Origin of the sequence: Quyinboa ferrireducens, assembly GCF_042436675.1 — a bacterium.
Taxonomy (GTDB): Bacteria; Bacteroidota; Bacteroidia; order Bacteroidales; family UBA5342; genus JBHJHP01.
Genome location: NZ_JBHMVA010000009.1, coordinates 107,440 through 126,854, shown reverse-complemented (window position 1 = coordinate 126,854; position 19,415 = coordinate 107,440). Strand labels below are relative to the sequence as shown.

Sequence of the window (19,415 nt, the reverse complement as noted above, 5' to 3'; positions counted from 1 at the left end):
TCTCATCATAACATCATGAAAAAATTATTCGATAAACTCATATTAAAATCGTTTTGGGTTCAACTGGCAGCATTGATTGGCTTGATCGTAATACTGGCTTCTGTTTTTTTACTTTTCAGTAGCAGGCTTTCTCTGGGCAGCGAAGTCGTTACACATATTGAAAAGCTGATAACACCGGTTCCTTCAGATTCATTAGTCTCGCAACAGGTTGATCCGATCAAATCCAATGCCCATACACCTCCACCTGTAAAGGACAGAGTATGGTTTATTGTTAGCAGGTTAATCGATCCTGGCTATCTGAATGACAGCGAAGACAAACTATTTACACTTATAGTTACTATTTTGGGGTGGATACTTTGTGGCGGAATAATGATTGCAATCATTACCAATGCGTATTTTGAACGGATTAAAAAACTTGAGAATGGTCTTGTCCGGTACAAGTTTAAAAACCATTATATTCTGTTCGGTTATAATTCTATGACGGCTGACTTAATTCAGCAGATTTACAACTGGAAAGGATATCATACCAACGAGGTAATCGTGATTCACTCAGATCAGGATGCAACGACGATAAGAGCTGCACTCAGGGCAAGTATCAATCATAAAATCCTCAAAAACATATATATATATCGTGGTGACAGAAGTTCTCAGGAAGAGTTAAGTAAATTAGGTCTTGAACATGCTAAACTTGCCATCGTTACGAATGAAACAAACGAAACCGGATCAGATGCAAAAAACATAGATTGCTTTGATAAAGCAGCAAGAATGATCCGTTCCAAAAAAAATGATACAAGAAAGATTCCTTTTTATGTATACTTCAATGAATCTCAAACCTTTAGGATAGCTAAGGATTTTAACGTGGATCCGGATTATAATGATTGTGTGAGCTTTTATCCAATCAGTTTCTATGAACAATGGTCGAAACATATTTTTGTCAACTTTGCCACGTTCTTTAATGATGAACCGATCTACCCACCTCTGGACCAGGAACCTATAACCAAAAACAGCAACTTATTCGTTGATCTTTATATCCTGGGATATAATAAAATGAGTTTGGCATTAATAACGCAGGCGGCCAGAATATGTCATTTCCCGAATAAAGAAAAAACAGTTATTTCTGTGATAGACAAAAAAGCTAGTGAGATAGAACAGACTTTTAATGCAGAATTCAGAGGAAAGGACCGTCTTGATGACCTGGAGATAAAGTTTTATGATTATGATGTTTACTCAGAAGACACACACAATTTGTTCCATCACAGCATTAATAACCCACAGGCAATGACTTATATTGCAGTTTGTTTCTCGGATCCTGACTTTGCCCTTTCTGTTGGATTAAGTCTGCCACTGGAAATTTTTACGCAACGGATTCCTTTACTTATCAGACAAAACGACAACCACAATCTTCATAAGAACTGTCATCCCAATGTATGGTATTTTGGCATGCAGGATAAAAACTTCATTTTTGATGATATGACAGACATTATGGCCTCCAAAGCAAACGAAACTTATAATGCGTTGGTAAATAAACCCGACTCATTTACACATCATCAACACCAACTTTGGGATGATTTATCTGAAACTTATAAATGGGCTAACAGATACCTTGTTGATAGTTACCCTATAAAATTAAGAAGTCTTCATCTTTCTGAAAAAAATATTGGCAAAGGACAGGCTAATGAACTAATTTCATCAGAGACAGAACACCGTCGATGGATGGCTGAACGCGTAATGTCTGGATGGACTTACGGAGACAAACGAAATGACCGTTTAAAAGTACATCCACTTCTGGTTCCGTATAAAACCTTAAATCAGGATGAAATTGAAAAAGATAAAATGTTGCATGCGCAAGTTGTAAAAACGATGATTAATCTCAAAAGTGAATATGATAATTTCAAGCGGTATACCGAGGCCCCTGAGACTTATGTTAAAACAGCGAATATCCGAGCTAAGAAGCTTGATAATACTGTTACCATCAACAGCCTTGAGAACAGCGAATTAACAGGCAAAAAAGGAGAATATTTATGTATTGGCTCTGAAGGCGAACAATGGATTATGACGGAAAATAATATAACTGAAAAGTACCTGTTAATTCCAGCCTCTGCTGATAACGAAGGTTTTAGCACATATAAGCCAATTCAGGACAAACACATCGTCTCGGCTAAACGGCTCACCACCAAAAGAGCAATAAGAATTTCGGCAAACAATATTCTTTACGGTAAAATAGGTGATATGTTGCTGCAACCATTAGCACCAGGGAATACATCTGAGCAATGGATCGTAGATGCAGATATTTTTTCAAAAACATATGTCAAAGTAAATCATTCGAACCGTGTTTCTAAACATAAACCTTAAAACTATTTAATCCCATGCACTTATTTCGGAATACCTTAACAAGCATAATGATTATGTTGTTTCTTCTGGCTTTTGCACAATCTACAAAATCACAAACACAAGCAGAAATGAACCAGGAAGCTTTTGATAGTTTTGCGGAAGCTGATAGCGTTCTAAATGTTATATATCAGCAAATATTTATCGAATATGCAAATGATAGAACATTTCTGGAGAACCTGAAAAAATCGCAACGCCTTTGGATAAAATTCAGGGATGCCGAAATGGAAGCCAGATTTCCAATGGATGAACGAAGTCATTATTATGGAAGTATGTTTCCAATGTGCTATGCGGCTATCAAAAAATCATTGACGGAGGACAGGATTCGGCAGCTAAGGGTATGGATTGACGGTCTTCCTGAAACTGAAGGCTGTACAGGGTCCGTAACAAAAATAAAAGAAGAAGAGTAGGTTAATATAAATTTTACCTGATTTCTTCAAAGTACTCAAAGGCATCTATAATATCCAGGTAAACACCATCAAATCCGGCAGCGATAACCTTATCCAGGTAGGCATCATTGCTTCCAAAAATAATTTTCTGCCATTCCGGATCCCAGTACCAAACCTTGTAGTTACCTTCCCAGTCCGGGTTTTCTTTGTAGAGCCATTCCGGTGGACTTTTAAGCCACATATTATTCCAGTAGTACCTGTAATCTTCGGCTTCCCCAATGCTCATGTAGCATATTACGAGACGCGTCCCTCCATTCTTTTTTAATTTCAGTTCTGCGGTTTCCTGCGCAGTAAAAGGCACATCCTCATGAAACAAATCCATGATAATGAGATCGTAATTTGTAGCAGATACAGCCTCGATAAAATCCTGTTTGGTGGCAAATTTCCCGCTGTTAATCAGGTATAAAAAGTTTCTAGCATCAGCCACTGACCCAACATCGTTACTGTTTACATTGTACGGTTCATTGGGATAATCCGGAATATCGTTTAATTCCCTGTTAACTGCGGCAAAAGAGATAAATCCATTAGTATTGCTCCTGGCATATGAATCATCCATTTTAATATGCGTTGAACAATAATCTGTCACTAAAACCTCCACACCATTCTGATCATATAACAGACAATAATCCAGCATATATTGCATTTCAGATGTTGGAGTAGCTTCGTTATCTTTATTATACCCATAAAATAAGTCTTCGCGACCAACGGCATTAATAGCGTTCAAATAGGTGGTTTCCAAAACACCATTAACCTCACCATTATTTGTGATCAGTTCCTGCCATTCTGCGGTATGACAATAAAACCCGGCACTTTACTCCGGGCATAATCGGAAATACTCATCACAAAATTCCGCATCTCCTGACGAAAATCAACATTATCAGGAAGATTGTTTTTTTCACAGGAACTCAGCCCTATCACAAACAAATAAATTATCAGAATCTTAGACCCGGCCTTCATCATTTTATGGTTATTATTAGGATCTCACATAAATAATTACATAATAAACATGCGTACAGCGACATAGTTTATCTTTCCATAAGAATTATTCTTAAGCACTGCCCTTATAAATAGCACAAATTCGCAAATCTTTTGCACTTATGTTTGCTGTTCTTGTACCACAAGAGGATTTAATTTAAGTTTGCTGCAAACAAATGTAGAAATGCGATACACAGGCATAAAGATTTTAATACTGTTTTTATTGGTTTTGGGTATAATTCCCTTAAACGCCGAGACTCAGGAGAAAGCAATTTACAAACCGTCTTCCTTTGGCAATATGGATCTTAACAACGAGTCCAGCCAATGGTGCTACCAACGAAGTGTGGAATCAGAGAATTTTATTATTTTCTGGGAAGCCGGTTATGGATCGAACCCGAAAACATTAGCCAACACAGATTACAGAGTTAATACCGATGCTGTTCTGGCCATTGCCGAAGACGGTTTTGCCATGTATCGTGATTCCATGAAATTTATTATTGAAGGACAGTCTAAAACAGATCAGTATAAAATGATCATTCTGCTGTTTTATACCACCGACTGGATTGCCAGTGGATCAGGTGTAGATGATATGATCGGACTGCTTAATCTGAGTGCCTGGGCTGCCCAGGCTTTGGGCGTAACTGTGGCGCACGAAGTTGGTCATTGTTTTCAATACCAGGTACATTGTGACGGATTCCCCGGCGGATGGAGATATGGGTTCGGATCAAACGGATCCGGTGGAAACTGCTGGTGGGAGCAATGTGCACAATGGCAGGCATTCAAAGTATTTCCGGATCAACAGTTCAGTGACTACCGCTTCAGTGAATACCTGAATAATACCTACAGAAATATTCTGCATGAGTCACCGCGCTATGCCAACTATTTCATCCAGGATTACTGGACCTATCTTCATGGATTTGATTTTATTGGATACTTATGGAGGGAATCACAATACCCCGAAGATCCGGTTGAAGCCTATAAGCGACTGACTAATACATCGCAGTCAGAATTTAACGATGAGATGTACGATCGTGCAGCACGGTTTGTCACCTGGGATATTCCGGTACTGCGGGACAGAGGTAAGAACTATATCACATCACGTTCGTCCAACACAGTGAGTCCTTCGGATGATGGCTATCTCATTATCGATCCGAACGAATGTTTGGAAAACTACGGCTACAATACTTTCCGACTGAATGTACCCGATGCCGGCGAACCGGTTACGGTTTTCTTTGAAGGCAAAGCAGGTTCAGATGGTTACCGGAATGTAAAAAACAAGGCTTATGCAGGATGGCGTTACGGACTGGTTGGCCTGAATGCAGATGGAAGCAGGTTCTATAGTCCAATGAAATCGCCGAGTTATTTAGGATCGCTTGATAATCCCAAAGACACTTTAACCGTTCTCTGTCCGGAAAACTGCACAAAGCTATGGATGGTTGTGACCGGTGCACCGTCCCAACACTGGCGTCATCCCTGGGACGATGATGATTCAAACGATGAGCAATGGCCATACCAGGTAAAATTTGCAAATACCAATTTGTATGGCACCTTCAATTTTACAGAGGAAGATGTGCCACATGATGCCACCATTACACAACATGTAAGAATGATACCCTTTGTTGGCAGTGCCAATCCGTATCCAAGTACACCGGTTCAGCCAAACATGGAAACCATCTGTAAGGCTTTCTGTCTGAACCTTTCGGACGTTAAAGCTGCATTCGGTTCAACCATTAAATACTGTGCCATTAACCCGGATGGAAGCAAAAATTACACCTCCACGGCCAATGCCCCCGGTCACTGGTTCGGCAAAAGCGGAAATGTAACCAGTTGGGGAAACAGCAGCTATATTTTCTCGGAACTAAACTCAGGAACGCTGACTTTCAACATCGGGCAATACCCAAATCTGTGTAAGGAAGGCGATGAATTTACTATTAAACAGGGACTGGTTTACACACCGGCTGGAGGCTCACCGGTTACGGTGACCTTTGTATTCAACATTCTGGTAACATCGGATATTACTGCCGGGATAGATGAAAAACAGGCAAATCAACCGGATTCTCCCGTTTTGAATAATCATGTCAGCGATTATATCGTTCTGAATAAATCGTATGAGAAGGTCATCATCTATAATATGAATGGGCAGGTTATAAAATCAGCATCAAATACCAGTAGAATAAATTCAGCCGATTTAGCATCCGGCGTTTACCTGGTATATGTTAACGGAATGACGGAAAAGGTGGTGAAATTATGATCTGATAAACTGCAGTTTATAATAAAATAGCAGAGACACGATTATATTTAGTTTATTAAACGTTCCATCTCAAAAAAAATATTAGTGATTTATTTCAACCCCTTCTTGTATCCCGTTACCTCCAGGAGATCTGCCAACTGCTGCGATTCGGTAATTTGAAATTCCAATGGAATTAGTTTTCCAAATGTCTTTGTGGAATACAGGCTTTTTTTCAGATCATCATTAATGCTGAGTTCAGTAACACCAGGTCTGGTCTTTTCTGTAAAATAAAAGGCCACCCTAAAATATTTATCCCAAACCGATAACCAGAATATGGTCTTCTTTTTATGCACCACCTTACACAACCAGGCACCACCATCCTTGTAATACTGCCACATGAATTCCAGTCCATAGTCGTTGATTGCAATTTGTCTTAATTCTGAAAAAACGGGATATACACTTTCGCCTAACACTTGTTTTAATACATCATCGGTTGGTTCAATCTGTGGATCGCGGAGTTGAGGTTTTTCTGGAGTCATTTTGAGAGTTTTAGAGGTTTTGTAAGCATCAAATTTAATAAAAATAAACGATAATGAATCTATAGAAATTCCGCATCAGACGTTACCCGGCACTTTGGTTAAATCCAGATAATGACATCCACACGTTTACCTGCCGAAAGGTTCTCTGCGGCCCTTATTTCTGCTTTTAACGGTAAGGAATATGCATTTGTTTTGGTGTCAAACCATATGGCGCTTTTCCACTCGCTTTTCCCTACTCTTGCTGTTGCTTTTAGTCTGCCCCAGCCTTCCTCTTCTGATTTAAATATTGTTCTGATTTCTTCTGATAATGCTATCGGTAATGTAACAAAATACCAACCACCGGAAGTACCGTATTGCCATGGTTCAGCTGAAAATGTATATTTTATTCCCTTCATTGTTTCCAATCATCTTTGATATTTCAATACTTTAAATTGTAGCCGATATGAGATTTGTTATGGTGTGGTAGTTATACTTTTTTATAATAGGCTGTTATAAATCCACCAAATACTTCATGACTGAATTCAAATCCGAACCGCTTATAAAAATCCACGACCTCCTCATTCCCGTTGGATACATAAACATATATACCTGTTATTCCCTCCATGCTTTTCATCCACTCTATCACCTCATTGCTTAGTTGATAACCAAGCTTTAATCCTTGATATTGTGGTTTAATATAGATATTATTAAACGTTCCCAGCCTGGAAGGCAGTTTCTGTTCGTCAGGATAAAATATAAGTTGTCCTTTTTCATAAATAGAGCTGGCCCAGTCAGGAACATAATACTTCAAATCTTCTGTCACATCTGATACCTCTGCATATACATAGCCAACCGGAGTATCACCATCAAAAGCTACCAATACCTTCTTCATTTGAGCACTTTCGAAACTTGGCTTTAGTCTGTTGTCAAATGTCATTTCCTGCAACACATCCGTTCTGAAATGAGACTTATCAGCCTGATAAGTCATTAATTCATTACAGAGTTCCCTGCATATCTCAATATTACCGCCGCTTATATCCTGTATTCTTATCTTTGCCATTTTAAGGATTCTGTTTGTTTTTGTTTTACTCCATCATAATAGGAAATCGCAATGTACCCGATTCTGTTTAACTTTTATCTTTCCAGTTCTCAAAGGTCATTTCAAATTTTATTTCTCCTTTCCCATGAGTTCCAATTTCAGTCCATCCAATCTTTCTATAAAACATCTCCGCTCTTGTTTTCGGTGAGGTACCCAGCCAAACGCTGGTCCTGGTTTGTTCAAAATACCAATTAAGCATTAGGTCATGAAGTCTCCTACCAATACCTTGACTCTCAAATTCAGGTTTTAAAAACAAAGCCCAAATATTATTATTTTTTAAGTCAACAATTGAAAATCCGATAACTTGCTTATCAATTTCACAAACCCACCCTTTTCCTCTCTGAGTTATAAATTCAATACAGTCCTCATCCGTAATCAAATTTGGATTCGATAACGTATTTTCAGTCACCAAATTTCTTACAATTTGAATTTGTTTTATGTCATTAACATTAGCTTCTCTGAAAATCATATTTGTAAAAAGCCTTTATTATAAATACTCATGTGGTTTAGTTTAAATTACTGCCAACAGATCCATGCCCTCAATAAGGAATATATTTCTACACGATCCTATTAAAAAAAAAGATCTTTAATGTTGGATTTCTGCCTTTCCTCTTTGCATTAAGATATATACTATGGGTAAAATGCCTGCGGTATTAAAAACGGCAATACAGATAAACCAGGCCAGGTGGTTATTCCGGGCTGATTTCCACAATGCGATTACCTTCCATACTGCTTCCCACAGCATAACAACGATTAGAACCGGTAAAAGCCAGGGAAATGAATCATGTAATTGTTGTAAATTTTCCATGGTGAATAATTTTGCGATAGAGATAATTGTTTCAATTTTGGTGGATTAAAGATATGGAATTGATGGGAATATTTCAAGGCTTTTTATAGATACAAGAATCAAGACACAAGATCCAAGATTTTAAGTGTAGCATACAAAAACCCTTGTTATGGCCATCAAATGTGCTCCGGACAGTCCTTCTTGTAAAGTCCTGATTTACGGGAGAGGTGCTGACGGATACCTCCTTTTCTAAAACTTGGATTTGTGGATGTATTCTTAAATGATCTGGTAGGAATAGAATTGCTATTTCATTCGCTGTAAGATACCTGTCTTTTCCTGAACATCAAATGTTAGAGCATTCACTGAAATTGTAGCACCGGAAATGGCATCGATATTTTTTCCTACATCAAGGTTATCTGTACCATCAAATCCGGCAAACTGCTTCAGCCAGCCATGCGCGGTGACTTCCTGACCGTGTGTAGCCTGATAATTAAATACTTTCACAAGACGGACAGTTTTGTCCGGATCAAAAAACATGAAATAGTCAAAATATTCTGAATCACCGTCATGATTTTTATTGCCGTTGATGGAACATCCTCCTGCCCTGCAGCTTAAGACGCGTCCAACATACACAAAACGGATGGTCGCCTCAGGATCATCCACTATCCGGAAAAACTTACCACTAACCACATGCGTTTTGTTTAAGGAGTCAGATAAGGCAATTTCTCTAAGGTGTTTAACAGAAGATATTTCATATTTTTGAAGTGCCTTTTGCAGGCTTTTATGTTGAAAATCAACAGCATTTTGCGCAGGCACTCCAAAAACTGAAACGATTGCTATAATTCCGATTATAATACTTTTAAAAAGCATACTCAATTTTAAAACATTACCCCAACCCCGGCATTAAAAACCTTACTGTAAGCATTACCACTTCCGTTTTTCACAAACTGCATATCAGCCTTAACCACGGCTCCTTTTGTCAGCCCCAGTGTCAATCCGGTGGTAATAATATTCTTCTCATACGCAGGATTCGCCGTGATGGATGATTCAACCTGTTGGTGTGTGTTCAGATATTCATAGCGAATAAAAGGAACCAGTTCATTTTCCGTATTACAAAACCGGAATACATTATACCCTGCTTCGACATACCAGCCGGTCATGGCACGTCCTAAATCATTAGGTTTTCCGTTTGAATCTGCAGTAAAGGCGTTGTACTGAGCCGTATTGCTTAAACCGGTGTAATAAAACTGCCCCCGGAATTCAAATCCACTTAAGGAATACCGTGCATCAATACCAAACATTGTAATCCCAACAATTGATGAGTCTGCCCGTGCAAGTCCTGCTACATCACTTTTATCAACACCATTATAGAGCGTACTCTCGGTTGAACCTATGTAACCTGAGACGCCCACATTTAATCCCCTGATGCCGTAGTATTCAAGTTTCAGAGCCAGATCCGGAGAGCTGATAAATGACTCAGCTCCCTTCTGCCGCCCTTTTCTTAAACCGTTTGAACCGTTCAAATGCGCTGATCCGTCATACCCGTTAAAGCCATTCATCAGGTATGCCTGATACTTTAAGGAAGCCGGCAGAATATTTCCGGTGATACCGAATCCTATTTCACGCCAGGTGGTCGGTGCTATGGTATTGTCAATTACAGGGCGTTCCACACCGTTAAAGGTTGTCGGTTCATGGTATTCATTGGTGATCCCCATGGGAACAAGAATCAGTCCCGCTCTCAGATTGATGTAGTTGTTCAGCCGGTGTTGTAAAAAAGCCTGTTCCACATAAACTTCTTCCACATGTTCAAATTCCAGTTCAGAAACAAACTGTGTTTTACTGCTAAAATTATAACCCAGTAACATAACCAAACGGTGTACATCAAGCTTGCCGTTATTCCTCACATCTGCATCAAGCGGCTGATTATAATGAACCTCACCGTAACCGCCAATCACTAGCCTGCCATCAGTTGATAAGAGTTTTTCTGCAGAATTAATATACTGATTTGTCCCGTTTTCCTGTGCAAACGTTAAGCCGGTCCACACCAGCACTGCCATCAAAAGCCCTGTCCTTTTCATTGCTATTTTAATTTATTCTAAATATAGATTTCCGATGCAAAACTACCAAGTCAGTAGGAAACAGCAATCATAAGATGTTATGATTTTATGGAACAGAATTACGTTTCAGGGCTATTTACAGAAAAGGTAGGTGGACCTCAGGAATATGGTTCAGTAGTATTATTTGAAATATCAGGACGGAGGGGGATATTAAAATGGTAACTTATCGCCGGAATTCAAACCGTTACACAGGTAGTGTGCCGGAACCCAAGCACAATTTTGCAGATCGAAAGTCAAAATAAACACGAATTCCCCAAACAGAAACGATGCGTTATCTGCCCTGGAGATTAAGAAATTAAATGCCGTTGTGTACCGATGTTGAAATACAGGCGAGGAATAAAATACCGTTTATATAAAAGCAAATTTGCTTTTATATAAACGATATACCAACTTCATATGTTTCCTGAACATGCCTTATTAATGAATATTCAATATCAAGGTGAAGAGGTTTTACTACTCAAATTTTATGACTTCAACCGGACAGCTTTCAGCCGCTTCCTTAATATCGTTTTCATTGGAGGCAAAATCAGCACCATCTTTCACTACTGCTTCGTCTTCCATTTCAAATACATCGGGACAAATTTCTTCGCACAGTGCACAGGCTGTACATCCCTCTTCGATCCATACTTTCTGAATTGACATAATATAAATTTTTAAGTGTTAAACAATTAGTTTTAAAATGTTTATATCCTATCTCATTTTAAGTCCGGCAACATACAAATGTAACAGAAGTTTATTTAAGGTGTTCAAACAAACCTGTATCCTAACACTATTTAATACTCCAATTCCACTTAGCTAATCCTTTCAATTATTTGACAGACATTATTTTGTTTTTTTCCATAATATTTAAATATGTCAAATATGCCGGTTATTTATTTGTTTAATTCTGTTGCACAAAGTTTGCACAAACTACTATTTCATTCTATATTTACACTAACTGAACGTCTAATGCATAATTCCACCGGGTATGAACCAAAACATAACGTTGATTTACGATCAACAGGCTAATGTATTTATTAATAAAATAGTAGGCAAAGTTGATCTGAACCATATTCTGGATACCTGGCAGAATGCCCTTGAATCTATGAATATTCCTGGTAACTTTAAAGGGTTTATTATTGACTGTGAATTCGGTCATTTTGATTTCTCTCTGAAACATTTCGAAAAAATGGTTATGATTTACCGCGCACATGTTTCTAAACTAAGAAATAAAAAGGTGGCCATCGTATCGAACGATCCTCACGATGTGGTATTTTCTACCCTCCTTGAATTTGCCAATAAATACAATACCAAAACATTTTCAACCCACGAAGCAGCACTCCATTGGATGCACGCATAACAGGCCTTAATGTGGCGCTGTGATACGAATCGCCGGAATCTTCAGGGAAGCTGTGGGTCTTCCTCCTTTGCTGACAAAGGAGGTGGGTTTGTCGAAGACGAAGCCGGAGGATTTTAAAAAAACAGTATCCAATCTTTTGTCTTATAACGGTAAATTGTATGTTGTCGTAGCGATTTCGAAGCTCTTTCGTATCAAGCCGTTGCTGCCGTTTATAAAATGTTATGTCTTTCAAATTTAGCACAATCCATGCAATGTTTTATGACCGGCTGGTAGCACCAGTTATTTTGTCATTTTTTCAAGGTAATCTAATAATCCTTTTTCTTTGTCAGGTTTAAATCCAATCATTAAGTTTTGTTTGTATTTTTCTATTACCTCAGTATTTTTTTCGAGATCATTTTGTTCTTTATAATGGTTTGCTAAAATGAAATATGCAGATTGATAAAGTCCGATGATACCAGAAGCTCTTGGCTGGTCGTTGTCAATAATTGTCTTAAGTTTTGGAAGCTCTGTGACAAAAACTAAGGTTTCCAAAGCAGATACATTGATTTCAAATGGAGTATCTTTTGTATTTATAGGAGTTAATTTTGAGACTAATCCACAATTTTGAAAGTATTGATCTAGTCCTGCCAAATAGTATGATTCAAATGTATTGGTAAAATAAATTGGCCGTGTCCATTTGTTTGTTTCAACGATATTTAAGAGCATTGCTCTCGTTGAACTAAGATAAGCTTGCTTTTTTACATCAGCACCTTTAATCCTTGCAACAGTCCGTTCTGAATATAAATCGGGTTCAATTACCCAGTCCATTGTATAATTGGGAGGCATTGAATATTGATTAATTAGCGTAGAAGGAACTGTCAGGTTAACAGTAGTTGTATCCCATTTATAAGGATGCATGTCAAGTATCTGTTCTTTTGTTATCCCCAAATCAACACCTCGCAAAATATCTGAATTTTTATTTTCATTTATTACTAAATCAAAAGAGGGTCTATCGAGTAATGACAACGGAATAAGAGAAACATCTTTCCTATAACCATAATGTAACTGTACGAACAAACATATATTTAAAGAATAATCTCCATGTGTAAATAATATTGCGTCTTTATCACAAGAATTAAGTATTGTTTTCCCTAGTTCAATTGCCCATTCGGGAATTACTCCTTTTTGATAAGCTTTTTCAACCTGTTCTTTTACTTTGTCTATATTATTTCGTTGATACTCCGTAAATGCAACAGCGAAGCATTCAACAAAATAGAAATATTTTGCATCACCATAATTCGGGTTTAATTCTAAGGCTTTGTCTAAATAATTAAGAATTTTGTCTGAATAGTCGGAATTGTATCCTTTTAACGGTCTGCTATCGTATGCATTAAAATGATTAAAAAAGCCTAGATAATAATATACATCTGCATCATTGGGATTTTCATTTAATGCTTTTTCCATAAGTTCAATTGCTGATGCATAATTTTCATTTTTAAATTGCTCAATTGCCTGATCTTTAAAATTATTTTCTTGCGCAAAAATTGAATTTATAGTAAAGACAAATAGAATTAATAAGGTTATATGTTTCATTTTTTGTGAGTTAGTTGTTGTTTAATTGGTGCTAACGTTGATAATATGGGGCGTTTGGCATTTCAAAGCTCCATAGTATCAAACCGCTATATTTTTTATTAAATGTAACCATGTTCAAAATTAGCACTATCCGCCAAAATGAGCAATATTTATTGTTACCAACTGGGCGTTTTTATTACATATCTTAATTGCACTTTCTGTTCATAGCATAATCTATTTCATTCTTGAGAATATTTTCTGGAAATTCAGGGAAATTATTTATGTTAGTTTTAAAGATTTCGAGAAGTTTTGCTTTATAGTCATAATAGAAATTGTAGGTTAATAACTTAAAATTCTTTGGCAATATTATTTCACTTTTGTTTTCCTGAATATCAAGTATCTTTATATCATTCTCACAAGTAAAATTGTAATCATCTAAGTTTATTTTCCTAACAACCTTATTGTTGAGAGTTTTATAATTGATTTCCCGATTCTTAATGTCAAAAACAATACTCCACTGTGTTTTGTCTTCAGAACCAATTGCTTTAAGTATTTCGAAACTATAATCAATCGGATTATAAGAACTTCTATAATCCAAGATCATGGCATTGGCAATAGCGATTATATCCGGAATGTTATCCCACCTTTCGGGAATTTCCTTATCTCCTCCGAATGGTTTATATTCTTTGGTTGTAATTAATGATTGATAATAGGGAATATTACTGCAAACAGGTATTGAGAAATCTTTTCCTTTTACAACAACAAATTTTCCATTTAGAAATTCTATAACGCCTTTATTACCCAGACTATCACAAACTAAATAATGAACAGGCATGATTTCTACAGGATTGATATTTACTTTTTCACTATTTTGAATTACTTCGTCTAAAGTTGATGAATTGTCTAATTGGTACTGAATCCACTCTAAAACATTTACAACATTTTCACCTTTAATATCGGGATATTTTGTTTCGAACAATCCCATTTGGGCAATCACTAATCCCTTTTCATTCATACCACCCATTGGAGCGTCAACGCCAATCTGGTTAAAAGTTATGCTTCCATATTTGGATTCCCAACTTGCAGGTTTGTAGGGAGCTTCGACAATTGCATGTTTTTTTATTCCTCTATTATTAATTACAATGAAACCCCACCCAAGATCAAAATCGAAGTTTCTTCCAAATACTAAACTATTCGAATCACTTAAAACAAAGGTTGAGCATGCAAACAGAGAGTTTGCAACTAATAATCCAATTACTATAATCACGCTAATCTTACGATTGTTCTTTTTATTTAAAATCATGTTAAAATATTTAGAGATTAATAACCGTCTCAAAAATATTTTTGATTGTAAATAAGTGCAATTTTATGGGATGACCTGAAAGATTTTGTGGTGAATTGAAACCGGTTTATCAATCTTTTGAATTTAATCTATCTAATACGAGTTGGATTTTCGGGCGTGCTATTGGAATTGTAGATTCAGAATAAAGTAAAATACATCTTTTTGAAAGTGCATTTCCTTTTACATTTTCAACATGATTTAAGTTAATAAGATAACTTCTGTGACATTGAATTATGCTATCATAGCCAGACAAGGCAGAAATTGCAGAGTTAAGCGTAGCTCTTATCATGGATGTTATTACTTTGTCTTCGCTGTTTTTCCACTCTACTTTTATGTAATTATCCTGCGATTGAATATAAATTATATCATTTGATTTTACCATTAAACTTTTCTCTGGATTTTGGTCATGAAAAGTAATTAGCTTATTTACATCCTTTAACTTTTCAGAGTTTCCTGTTACTATTTTGAGGTAATAATTTGTTTCTATAAAAAGAATTAAATAAGCACTGGGAATGATACCCATCATACAAACTACAAATTGAAACTGTAGAAAGAATTCAAAATATGATGGATTTTTAAAGACAATATTGTTGTAAATCATATTGAATACACCAGAGAAAAACTGTATGATTAACAAAGCAATTAATATCTGCCATAGTTTTCCTTTATTAGATTTTAACAACTTAATTGAAATTAATCCTAAAAACCATACTAGGAACGCAATGAATCCATACCCCAGAGCAATAATAATTTTTTCAGAAAAAGACTTAATATTATGGAAACCAAAAGGTGAAAATAGCATTAACATTAGAAAAATTACAAAACCAAATCCAGCAGATAGAATCAATCTGATTTTCCTGGTTTTAGGTAAAAAATATTCTCTATTTATTATTGATAAAAAACTCATTGTTTATTTTGTGTACGATGTTTTTTCGCCTTGTTGGTAACGTTCCCGCGGTATGGTGTCGTGCGGTTGACTGTCCCACGCAGTGGAGACTGTCAAGCCGAAAACGACGCCAGAATGCATAGGGGTTTGCAAGTTAAAAGAACCGCATGCACTATACCGTGTGTTGGCAAACGTTATTTTTTTAATTTTCAAAATAGTCCGACAAATGAGATTTCCAATCAAATATCTCAAATCTGTCAACGATGCGACCTTTCGGATTAATAAGAAAGCACGTTCTGGAACAAAACTCCGGTCTGTAAGCCTTTTGAATTATTGAATTATTTTCGGCAATTATAAACTTCCCTGTAAGCTTTAAATCCTTAATATTTTGACGAAGCATATTTGGTGAATTATCTATTCCTAGAAAATAGAACTTTCCTTTATATGCTTCAGTTAAATCTTTATAACATTGATAACTACTCACTTTAGACCAGCAAGAAGAAACGTTAATCAGCAACAAATACCTGCCTTTATAATTCTGATAGGAAATCGTGTCTCCATCCATTGTTTGACCATTGAAAACAGGGGCTATCATACCAATCTGGGTTCCAATCAACGTATCGGGCCTATTATTTTTTGTTAATATAATTGTTCCGCTACCGTTGTAAAGTTTATGAAATTTGTAAAAATGATCTCCCAGTATTAGATACTCACCTAGCTCAAACTGATCATTCTTTAATAGTGTATCTTTCCTAACACTGTTGCTTTCCAATACACTTAAAACTGGGCTATAAAAACAAAAAGAAGATGGGCTATAATCATTTACAGCAATTTGATAGTTGACATTGTCAATATAAATATCTGCAAGTAAATGTTGAGCCCCAGATGCAATTATTTGATTATTAATCATTCCTATTTGAAACCAGCCTGAATCTTCAATTCTTTTATCACCATAGTCAATCCTATAAGTACATTCAATCAGATTATTTTTAAAGAACCTGTCAAATTCTCCCATTGTCCTAATAGAATCATCAGTTAAATCTTTATTATTGTTATTATCAACAATAAATACTTCCTTATTATCAACATTTCCGGTTATCATCAATATCTGACGATCGGCTAATGCTGTGTTTTTTTGTACAGAAATTTTATTTGATTTTTCATCAAAATAACGAAAGGGATAAAACCATATGTAATGAAAACCAAGCTTTAAATCTTTAATATTAGGAGGGTAATTTATTTTATAATCAGGATAGTCTTTAAACCATTCATTCTTTTTCCATTCATTGGTATCCAAAAAAGTAACATTATATGCATATTGATGAAATATACCAATTCCTTTTTGTTTAGTTGATTCGATTACCAGAGTGTCACTGTAAGTTGAGAAATGATTAATTTGATCGTGTTTCTCAATACAACTATGAACGATTACAATAAAAATAGCAACGTAAATTAATTGATTAATTTTCATAGGAATCATTTTTATCATTGGTTTAAATAGTTTTTTGAAATAAAACTAATCTCTTCAGAATTAGAATTAAATATTAAAGAATCCCTTACAAATATCATTTGTGTTATAACGATAACGAACTTCAAATTAATTTGTTACAATATTTTAATCCTTCACTGGTTAGAAATAATGATTTAGGTGAATTTATATAATGTTTGCCAACTAGTATATATACTTAACTTTATTCCGCTTTATCGCGCAAACAAGGTAATAATGCGGTATTTGTTTCAGCTTTATTTTTAGTGATTGCTATGTAAATCATGATATTTTCAGAATTATTCCAAACCAAGAACAGGCACATTTCAATTTTGGTGGATTAAAGATATGGAATTGAGGGGAATAAAGCAATAGTTTAGACACAAGACATAAGAGCCAAGATATAAGACTTGGTTTTTGTTTTTTGAAAAGTGAGGTGTAATAGTGAAAATCCTGTGATCCTACACTTCGGTCCGTACTGGATGAGACAGAAAAATAAATCCTCCGATCCCGACCGGCAAGTGCCCTGCGATCTGTGTTCCTTTGGAAAAGGAGGACATCAGGCCATTTGAACTTGCTACATCTGGATGGACATAAGGTTCGTTTTAACTTTTAACAGGAATCCTGTTAAAAGTAACCATACAATACTTCTTTGGTGTAGGCTGATTTTTTGTTTCGGATCTCGACCAATAATTTTTTAACGAATCCGCCAATATCATATTTCTCAATATCATTTAAATGCACCCATTTATATTCCTCCGCTTCATCGTTCAGAACAACATGATTCGAATCCGTTCTGCAGATAAAATCAATAAAAATAAAATGTTTCCGTTCATGAAATACTTTATTGAAAACGGTTTCCGTTAAGCTTACCAACTGAATATCGTAGATTTCCAGTCCGGTCTCTTCAAGTATTTCACGCTTCAATGCCTGCTCCATTGTCTCACCCAATTCAATATGACCACCTGGAATAACATATTGATCATTCCATTTATGCGATTTACACAGCAGCACTTTATTGTCGGGATTAAATATAACTGCACCTACAGTCGGTTCCGGATATTCCATAATTCAAGTCTTTGTTATACATAACATCTCTACAACTAAAATGGTTAGAATTACAATCTGCAATTCCAATATAATATTATGTAGTTAAAAGGGTAATCCCAGATAAATCTGCTTTACCGCTTTTAAGAAATTCGTATGTCATACGATCTGCCTGGCAATCTTTAAACTGAATGCCTTTTAAATTTCTGCCTTTAAAAAAATTATTTATCAGTAAGGCATGCTGAAATGTCACCTTTTTAAACGCGCAGTTTTCAAAAGCACAGTCCTCCAATGTACCTTCAAAAACGATATTCGTTAGTTGACTTGCATTAAACAATGTGCGGTTCCACACGGCATTACTTAAAGTGCTCTTTGAGAAATCGCACCCTTTAAATGTTGCGCCGGAAAAATCAGCCCCTGAAAAATCACAATCGCTCATATGATTTCCCGTAAATTCAGTATTCTTCAATGAGCAATCAATAAATTTATTATCAACCAGATGAGATCCTTTAATGTGACTGCCGGTTAGTTCGGAATCAGAAAAGTCGCAGTTCACCACATGATTACCCTTAAGCAGCAGGCCCGACAAATCTGAACCGACAAACAAACAGTTTTTCATGTTGGAAGCACTGAATTTTTCGTGCAGATTCTTTAGTCCGGAGAAATCAGCATCCACCCAGTTTCCATGCGACATATCCCAGCTGTTTTTATTTACCAGAACTTCATCATTCCGTTCTTCCTGCTTATCAACAACAGATATGTCCTGCGCGGAGGTTATTGGTTGATTGCTTTCCGAAAAATAATTCAGATCTACATTCAGCATCTCTGCCAGACGATTGAATGTTACGATATCAGGCATGGACTCTCCCCGCTCCCATTTTCCCACAGCCTGAGAACTGATAAACAAACCTTGTGCAAGTTGGGCCTGCGACATATTCATTTTCTTACGTGCTTCAGCAATTTTATTGCCAATGATCTTTGCGTTTAACATGATTGTTTTATTTAAGTATTCGACACAACAAAGATACCGGGTCCGGTTTTCGGCGTCAAAAAATTCCCTTTACCTTTAGTTGTATTTCCACTACTTATAGTTGTTTTCCGGTTACATAAGGTTGTATTTGCAGGATCACAAAATAACTGATTCACTTATGTCATAGTTTGAGCTTGAACCCCGGCAATGCACTCAGGCTTTGGTTTTAAT

At 36.3% G+C, this 19,415-nt stretch carries 20 protein-coding genes; 4 read left to right on the top strand and 16 right to left on the bottom strand.

Annotated elements, in window-relative coordinates; translation table 11 throughout:
- Positions 1-15: 15 nt before the first annotated feature.
- On the top strand, positions 16-2,352 hold the full coding sequence (locus tag ACE01N_RS13400) for a RyR domain-containing protein (protein ID WP_380589810.1): 2,337 nt from the start codon (positions 16-18) through the stop codon (positions 2,350-2,352).
- Between the two features lie 14 nt (positions 2,353-2,366).
- Positions 2,367-2,798, top strand: a complete 432-nt coding sequence (locus ACE01N_RS13395) for a lysozyme inhibitor LprI family protein (protein ID WP_380589807.1) — start codon at positions 2,367-2,369, stop codon at positions 2,796-2,798.
- 13 nt (positions 2,799-2,811) lie between these two features.
- Here the strand turns inward: ACE01N_RS13395 and ACE01N_RS13390 are convergent, their stop codons facing one another.
- Both ACE01N_RS13390 and ACE01N_RS13385 read right to left on the bottom strand, forming a co-directional pair.
- A complete protein-coding gene (locus tag ACE01N_RS13390; protein WP_380589804.1) occupies positions 2,812-3,561 on the bottom strand; it encodes an endo alpha-1,4 polygalactosaminidase in 750 nt (249 codons plus the stop codon).
- Positions 3,562-3,605: 44 nt separating this feature from the next.
- Positions 3,606-3,797 (bottom strand): hypothetical protein, encoded by a 192-nt coding sequence (locus tag ACE01N_RS13385; RefSeq protein ID WP_380589801.1) that lies wholly within the window; start codon positions 3,795-3,797, stop codon positions 3,606-3,608.
- Between the two features lie 199 nt (positions 3,798-3,996).
- Between ACE01N_RS13385 and ACE01N_RS13380 the strand changes: the two genes are divergently transcribed.
- Complete coding sequence (locus ACE01N_RS13380; protein WP_380589798.1) at positions 3,997-6,063, top strand: DUF6055 domain-containing protein; 2,067 nt, start codon at positions 3,997-3,999, stop codon at positions 6,061-6,063.
- Between the two features lie 89 nt (positions 6,064-6,152).
- On the opposite strand, the gene ACE01N_RS13375 is transcribed toward ACE01N_RS13380, so the two are convergent.
- The 8 genes from ACE01N_RS13375 to ACE01N_RS13340 form a co-directional block, all read right to left on the bottom strand.
- Positions 6,153-6,581: a DUF3788 family protein gene (locus tag ACE01N_RS13375; protein WP_380589795.1), complete on the bottom strand. Its 429-nt coding sequence runs from the start codon at positions 6,579-6,581 to the stop codon at positions 6,153-6,155.
- A 98-nt stretch (positions 6,582-6,679) separates the two neighbouring features.
- A complete protein-coding gene (locus ACE01N_RS13370) occupies positions 6,680-6,976 on the bottom strand; it encodes a DUF1905 domain-containing protein (protein ID WP_380589792.1) in 297 nt (98 codons plus the stop codon).
- 71 nt (positions 6,977-7,047) lie between these two features.
- Positions 7,048-7,620, bottom strand: a complete 573-nt coding sequence (locus ACE01N_RS13365; protein WP_380589789.1) for a GNAT family N-acetyltransferase — start codon at positions 7,618-7,620, stop codon at positions 7,048-7,050.
- 67 nt (positions 7,621-7,687) lie between these two features.
- A complete protein-coding gene (locus tag ACE01N_RS13360) occupies positions 7,688-8,128 on the bottom strand; it encodes a GNAT family N-acetyltransferase (protein WP_380589786.1) in 441 nt (146 codons plus the stop codon).
- 117 nt (positions 8,129-8,245) lie between these two features.
- The gene (locus tag ACE01N_RS13355) at positions 8,246-8,467 is read right to left on the bottom strand and encodes a DUF5652 family protein (protein WP_380589783.1); all 222 of its coding nucleotides are present in this window, start codon (positions 8,465-8,467) and stop codon (positions 8,246-8,248) included.
- A 282-nt stretch (positions 8,468-8,749) separates the two neighbouring features.
- Positions 8,750-9,316: an FMN-binding protein gene (locus ACE01N_RS13350; RefSeq protein ID WP_380589780.1), complete on the bottom strand. Its 567-nt coding sequence runs from the start codon at positions 9,314-9,316 to the stop codon at positions 8,750-8,752.
- An 8-nt stretch (positions 9,317-9,324) separates the two neighbouring features.
- Positions 9,325-10,524 carry a hypothetical protein gene (locus ACE01N_RS13345; RefSeq protein WP_380589777.1) on the bottom strand — a complete coding sequence of 400 codons (1,200 nt, stop codon included), beginning with the start codon at positions 10,522-10,524 and terminating at the stop codon, positions 9,325-9,327.
- A gap of 492 nt (positions 10,525-11,016) precedes the next feature.
- The gene (locus ACE01N_RS13340) at positions 11,017-11,205 is read right to left on the bottom strand and encodes a ferredoxin (protein WP_380589774.1); all 189 of its coding nucleotides are present in this window, start codon (positions 11,203-11,205) and stop codon (positions 11,017-11,019) included.
- Positions 11,206-11,530: 325 nt separating this feature from the next.
- Here ACE01N_RS13340 and ACE01N_RS13335 point away from each other — a divergent pair, with 325 nt between their 5' ends.
- Positions 11,531-11,902 (top strand): hypothetical protein, encoded by a 372-nt coding sequence (locus ACE01N_RS13335; RefSeq protein ID WP_380589771.1) that lies wholly within the window; start codon positions 11,531-11,533, stop codon positions 11,900-11,902.
- Between the two features lie 279 nt (positions 11,903-12,181).
- Here ACE01N_RS13335 and ACE01N_RS13330 read toward each other — a convergent pair whose 3' ends face one another.
- From ACE01N_RS13330 to ACE01N_RS13305, 6 genes are all read right to left on the bottom strand, one after another.
- Positions 12,182-13,474: a tetratricopeptide repeat protein gene (locus ACE01N_RS13330; protein ID WP_380589768.1), complete on the bottom strand. Its 1,293-nt coding sequence runs from the start codon at positions 13,472-13,474 to the stop codon at positions 12,182-12,184.
- A 184-nt stretch (positions 13,475-13,658) separates the two neighbouring features.
- The gene (locus tag ACE01N_RS13325) at positions 13,659-14,756 is read right to left on the bottom strand and encodes a linear amide C-N hydrolase (RefSeq protein ID WP_380589765.1); all 1,098 of its coding nucleotides are present in this window, start codon (positions 14,754-14,756) and stop codon (positions 13,659-13,661) included.
- Between the two features lie 109 nt (positions 14,757-14,865).
- Entirely contained in the window at positions 14,866-15,702 is an 837-nt protein-coding gene (locus ACE01N_RS13320; RefSeq protein ID WP_380589762.1) for a LytTR family DNA-binding domain-containing protein, read from the bottom strand.
- Between the two features lie 181 nt (positions 15,703-15,883).
- Positions 15,884-17,152, bottom strand: a complete 1,269-nt coding sequence (locus ACE01N_RS13315; RefSeq protein WP_380589759.1) for a TlpA family protein disulfide reductase — start codon at positions 17,150-17,152, stop codon at positions 15,884-15,886.
- A 642-nt stretch (positions 17,153-17,794) separates the two neighbouring features.
- Entirely contained in the window at positions 17,795-18,235 is a 441-nt protein-coding gene (locus ACE01N_RS13310; protein ID WP_380589756.1) for an NUDIX domain-containing protein, read from the bottom strand.
- Positions 18,236-18,311: 76 nt separating this feature from the next.
- Positions 18,312-19,205, bottom strand: coding sequence for a pentapeptide repeat-containing protein (locus ACE01N_RS13305; protein WP_380589753.1), 894 nt, complete (start codon positions 19,203-19,205; stop codon positions 18,312-18,314).
- Positions 19,206-19,415 lie beyond the last annotated feature (210 nt).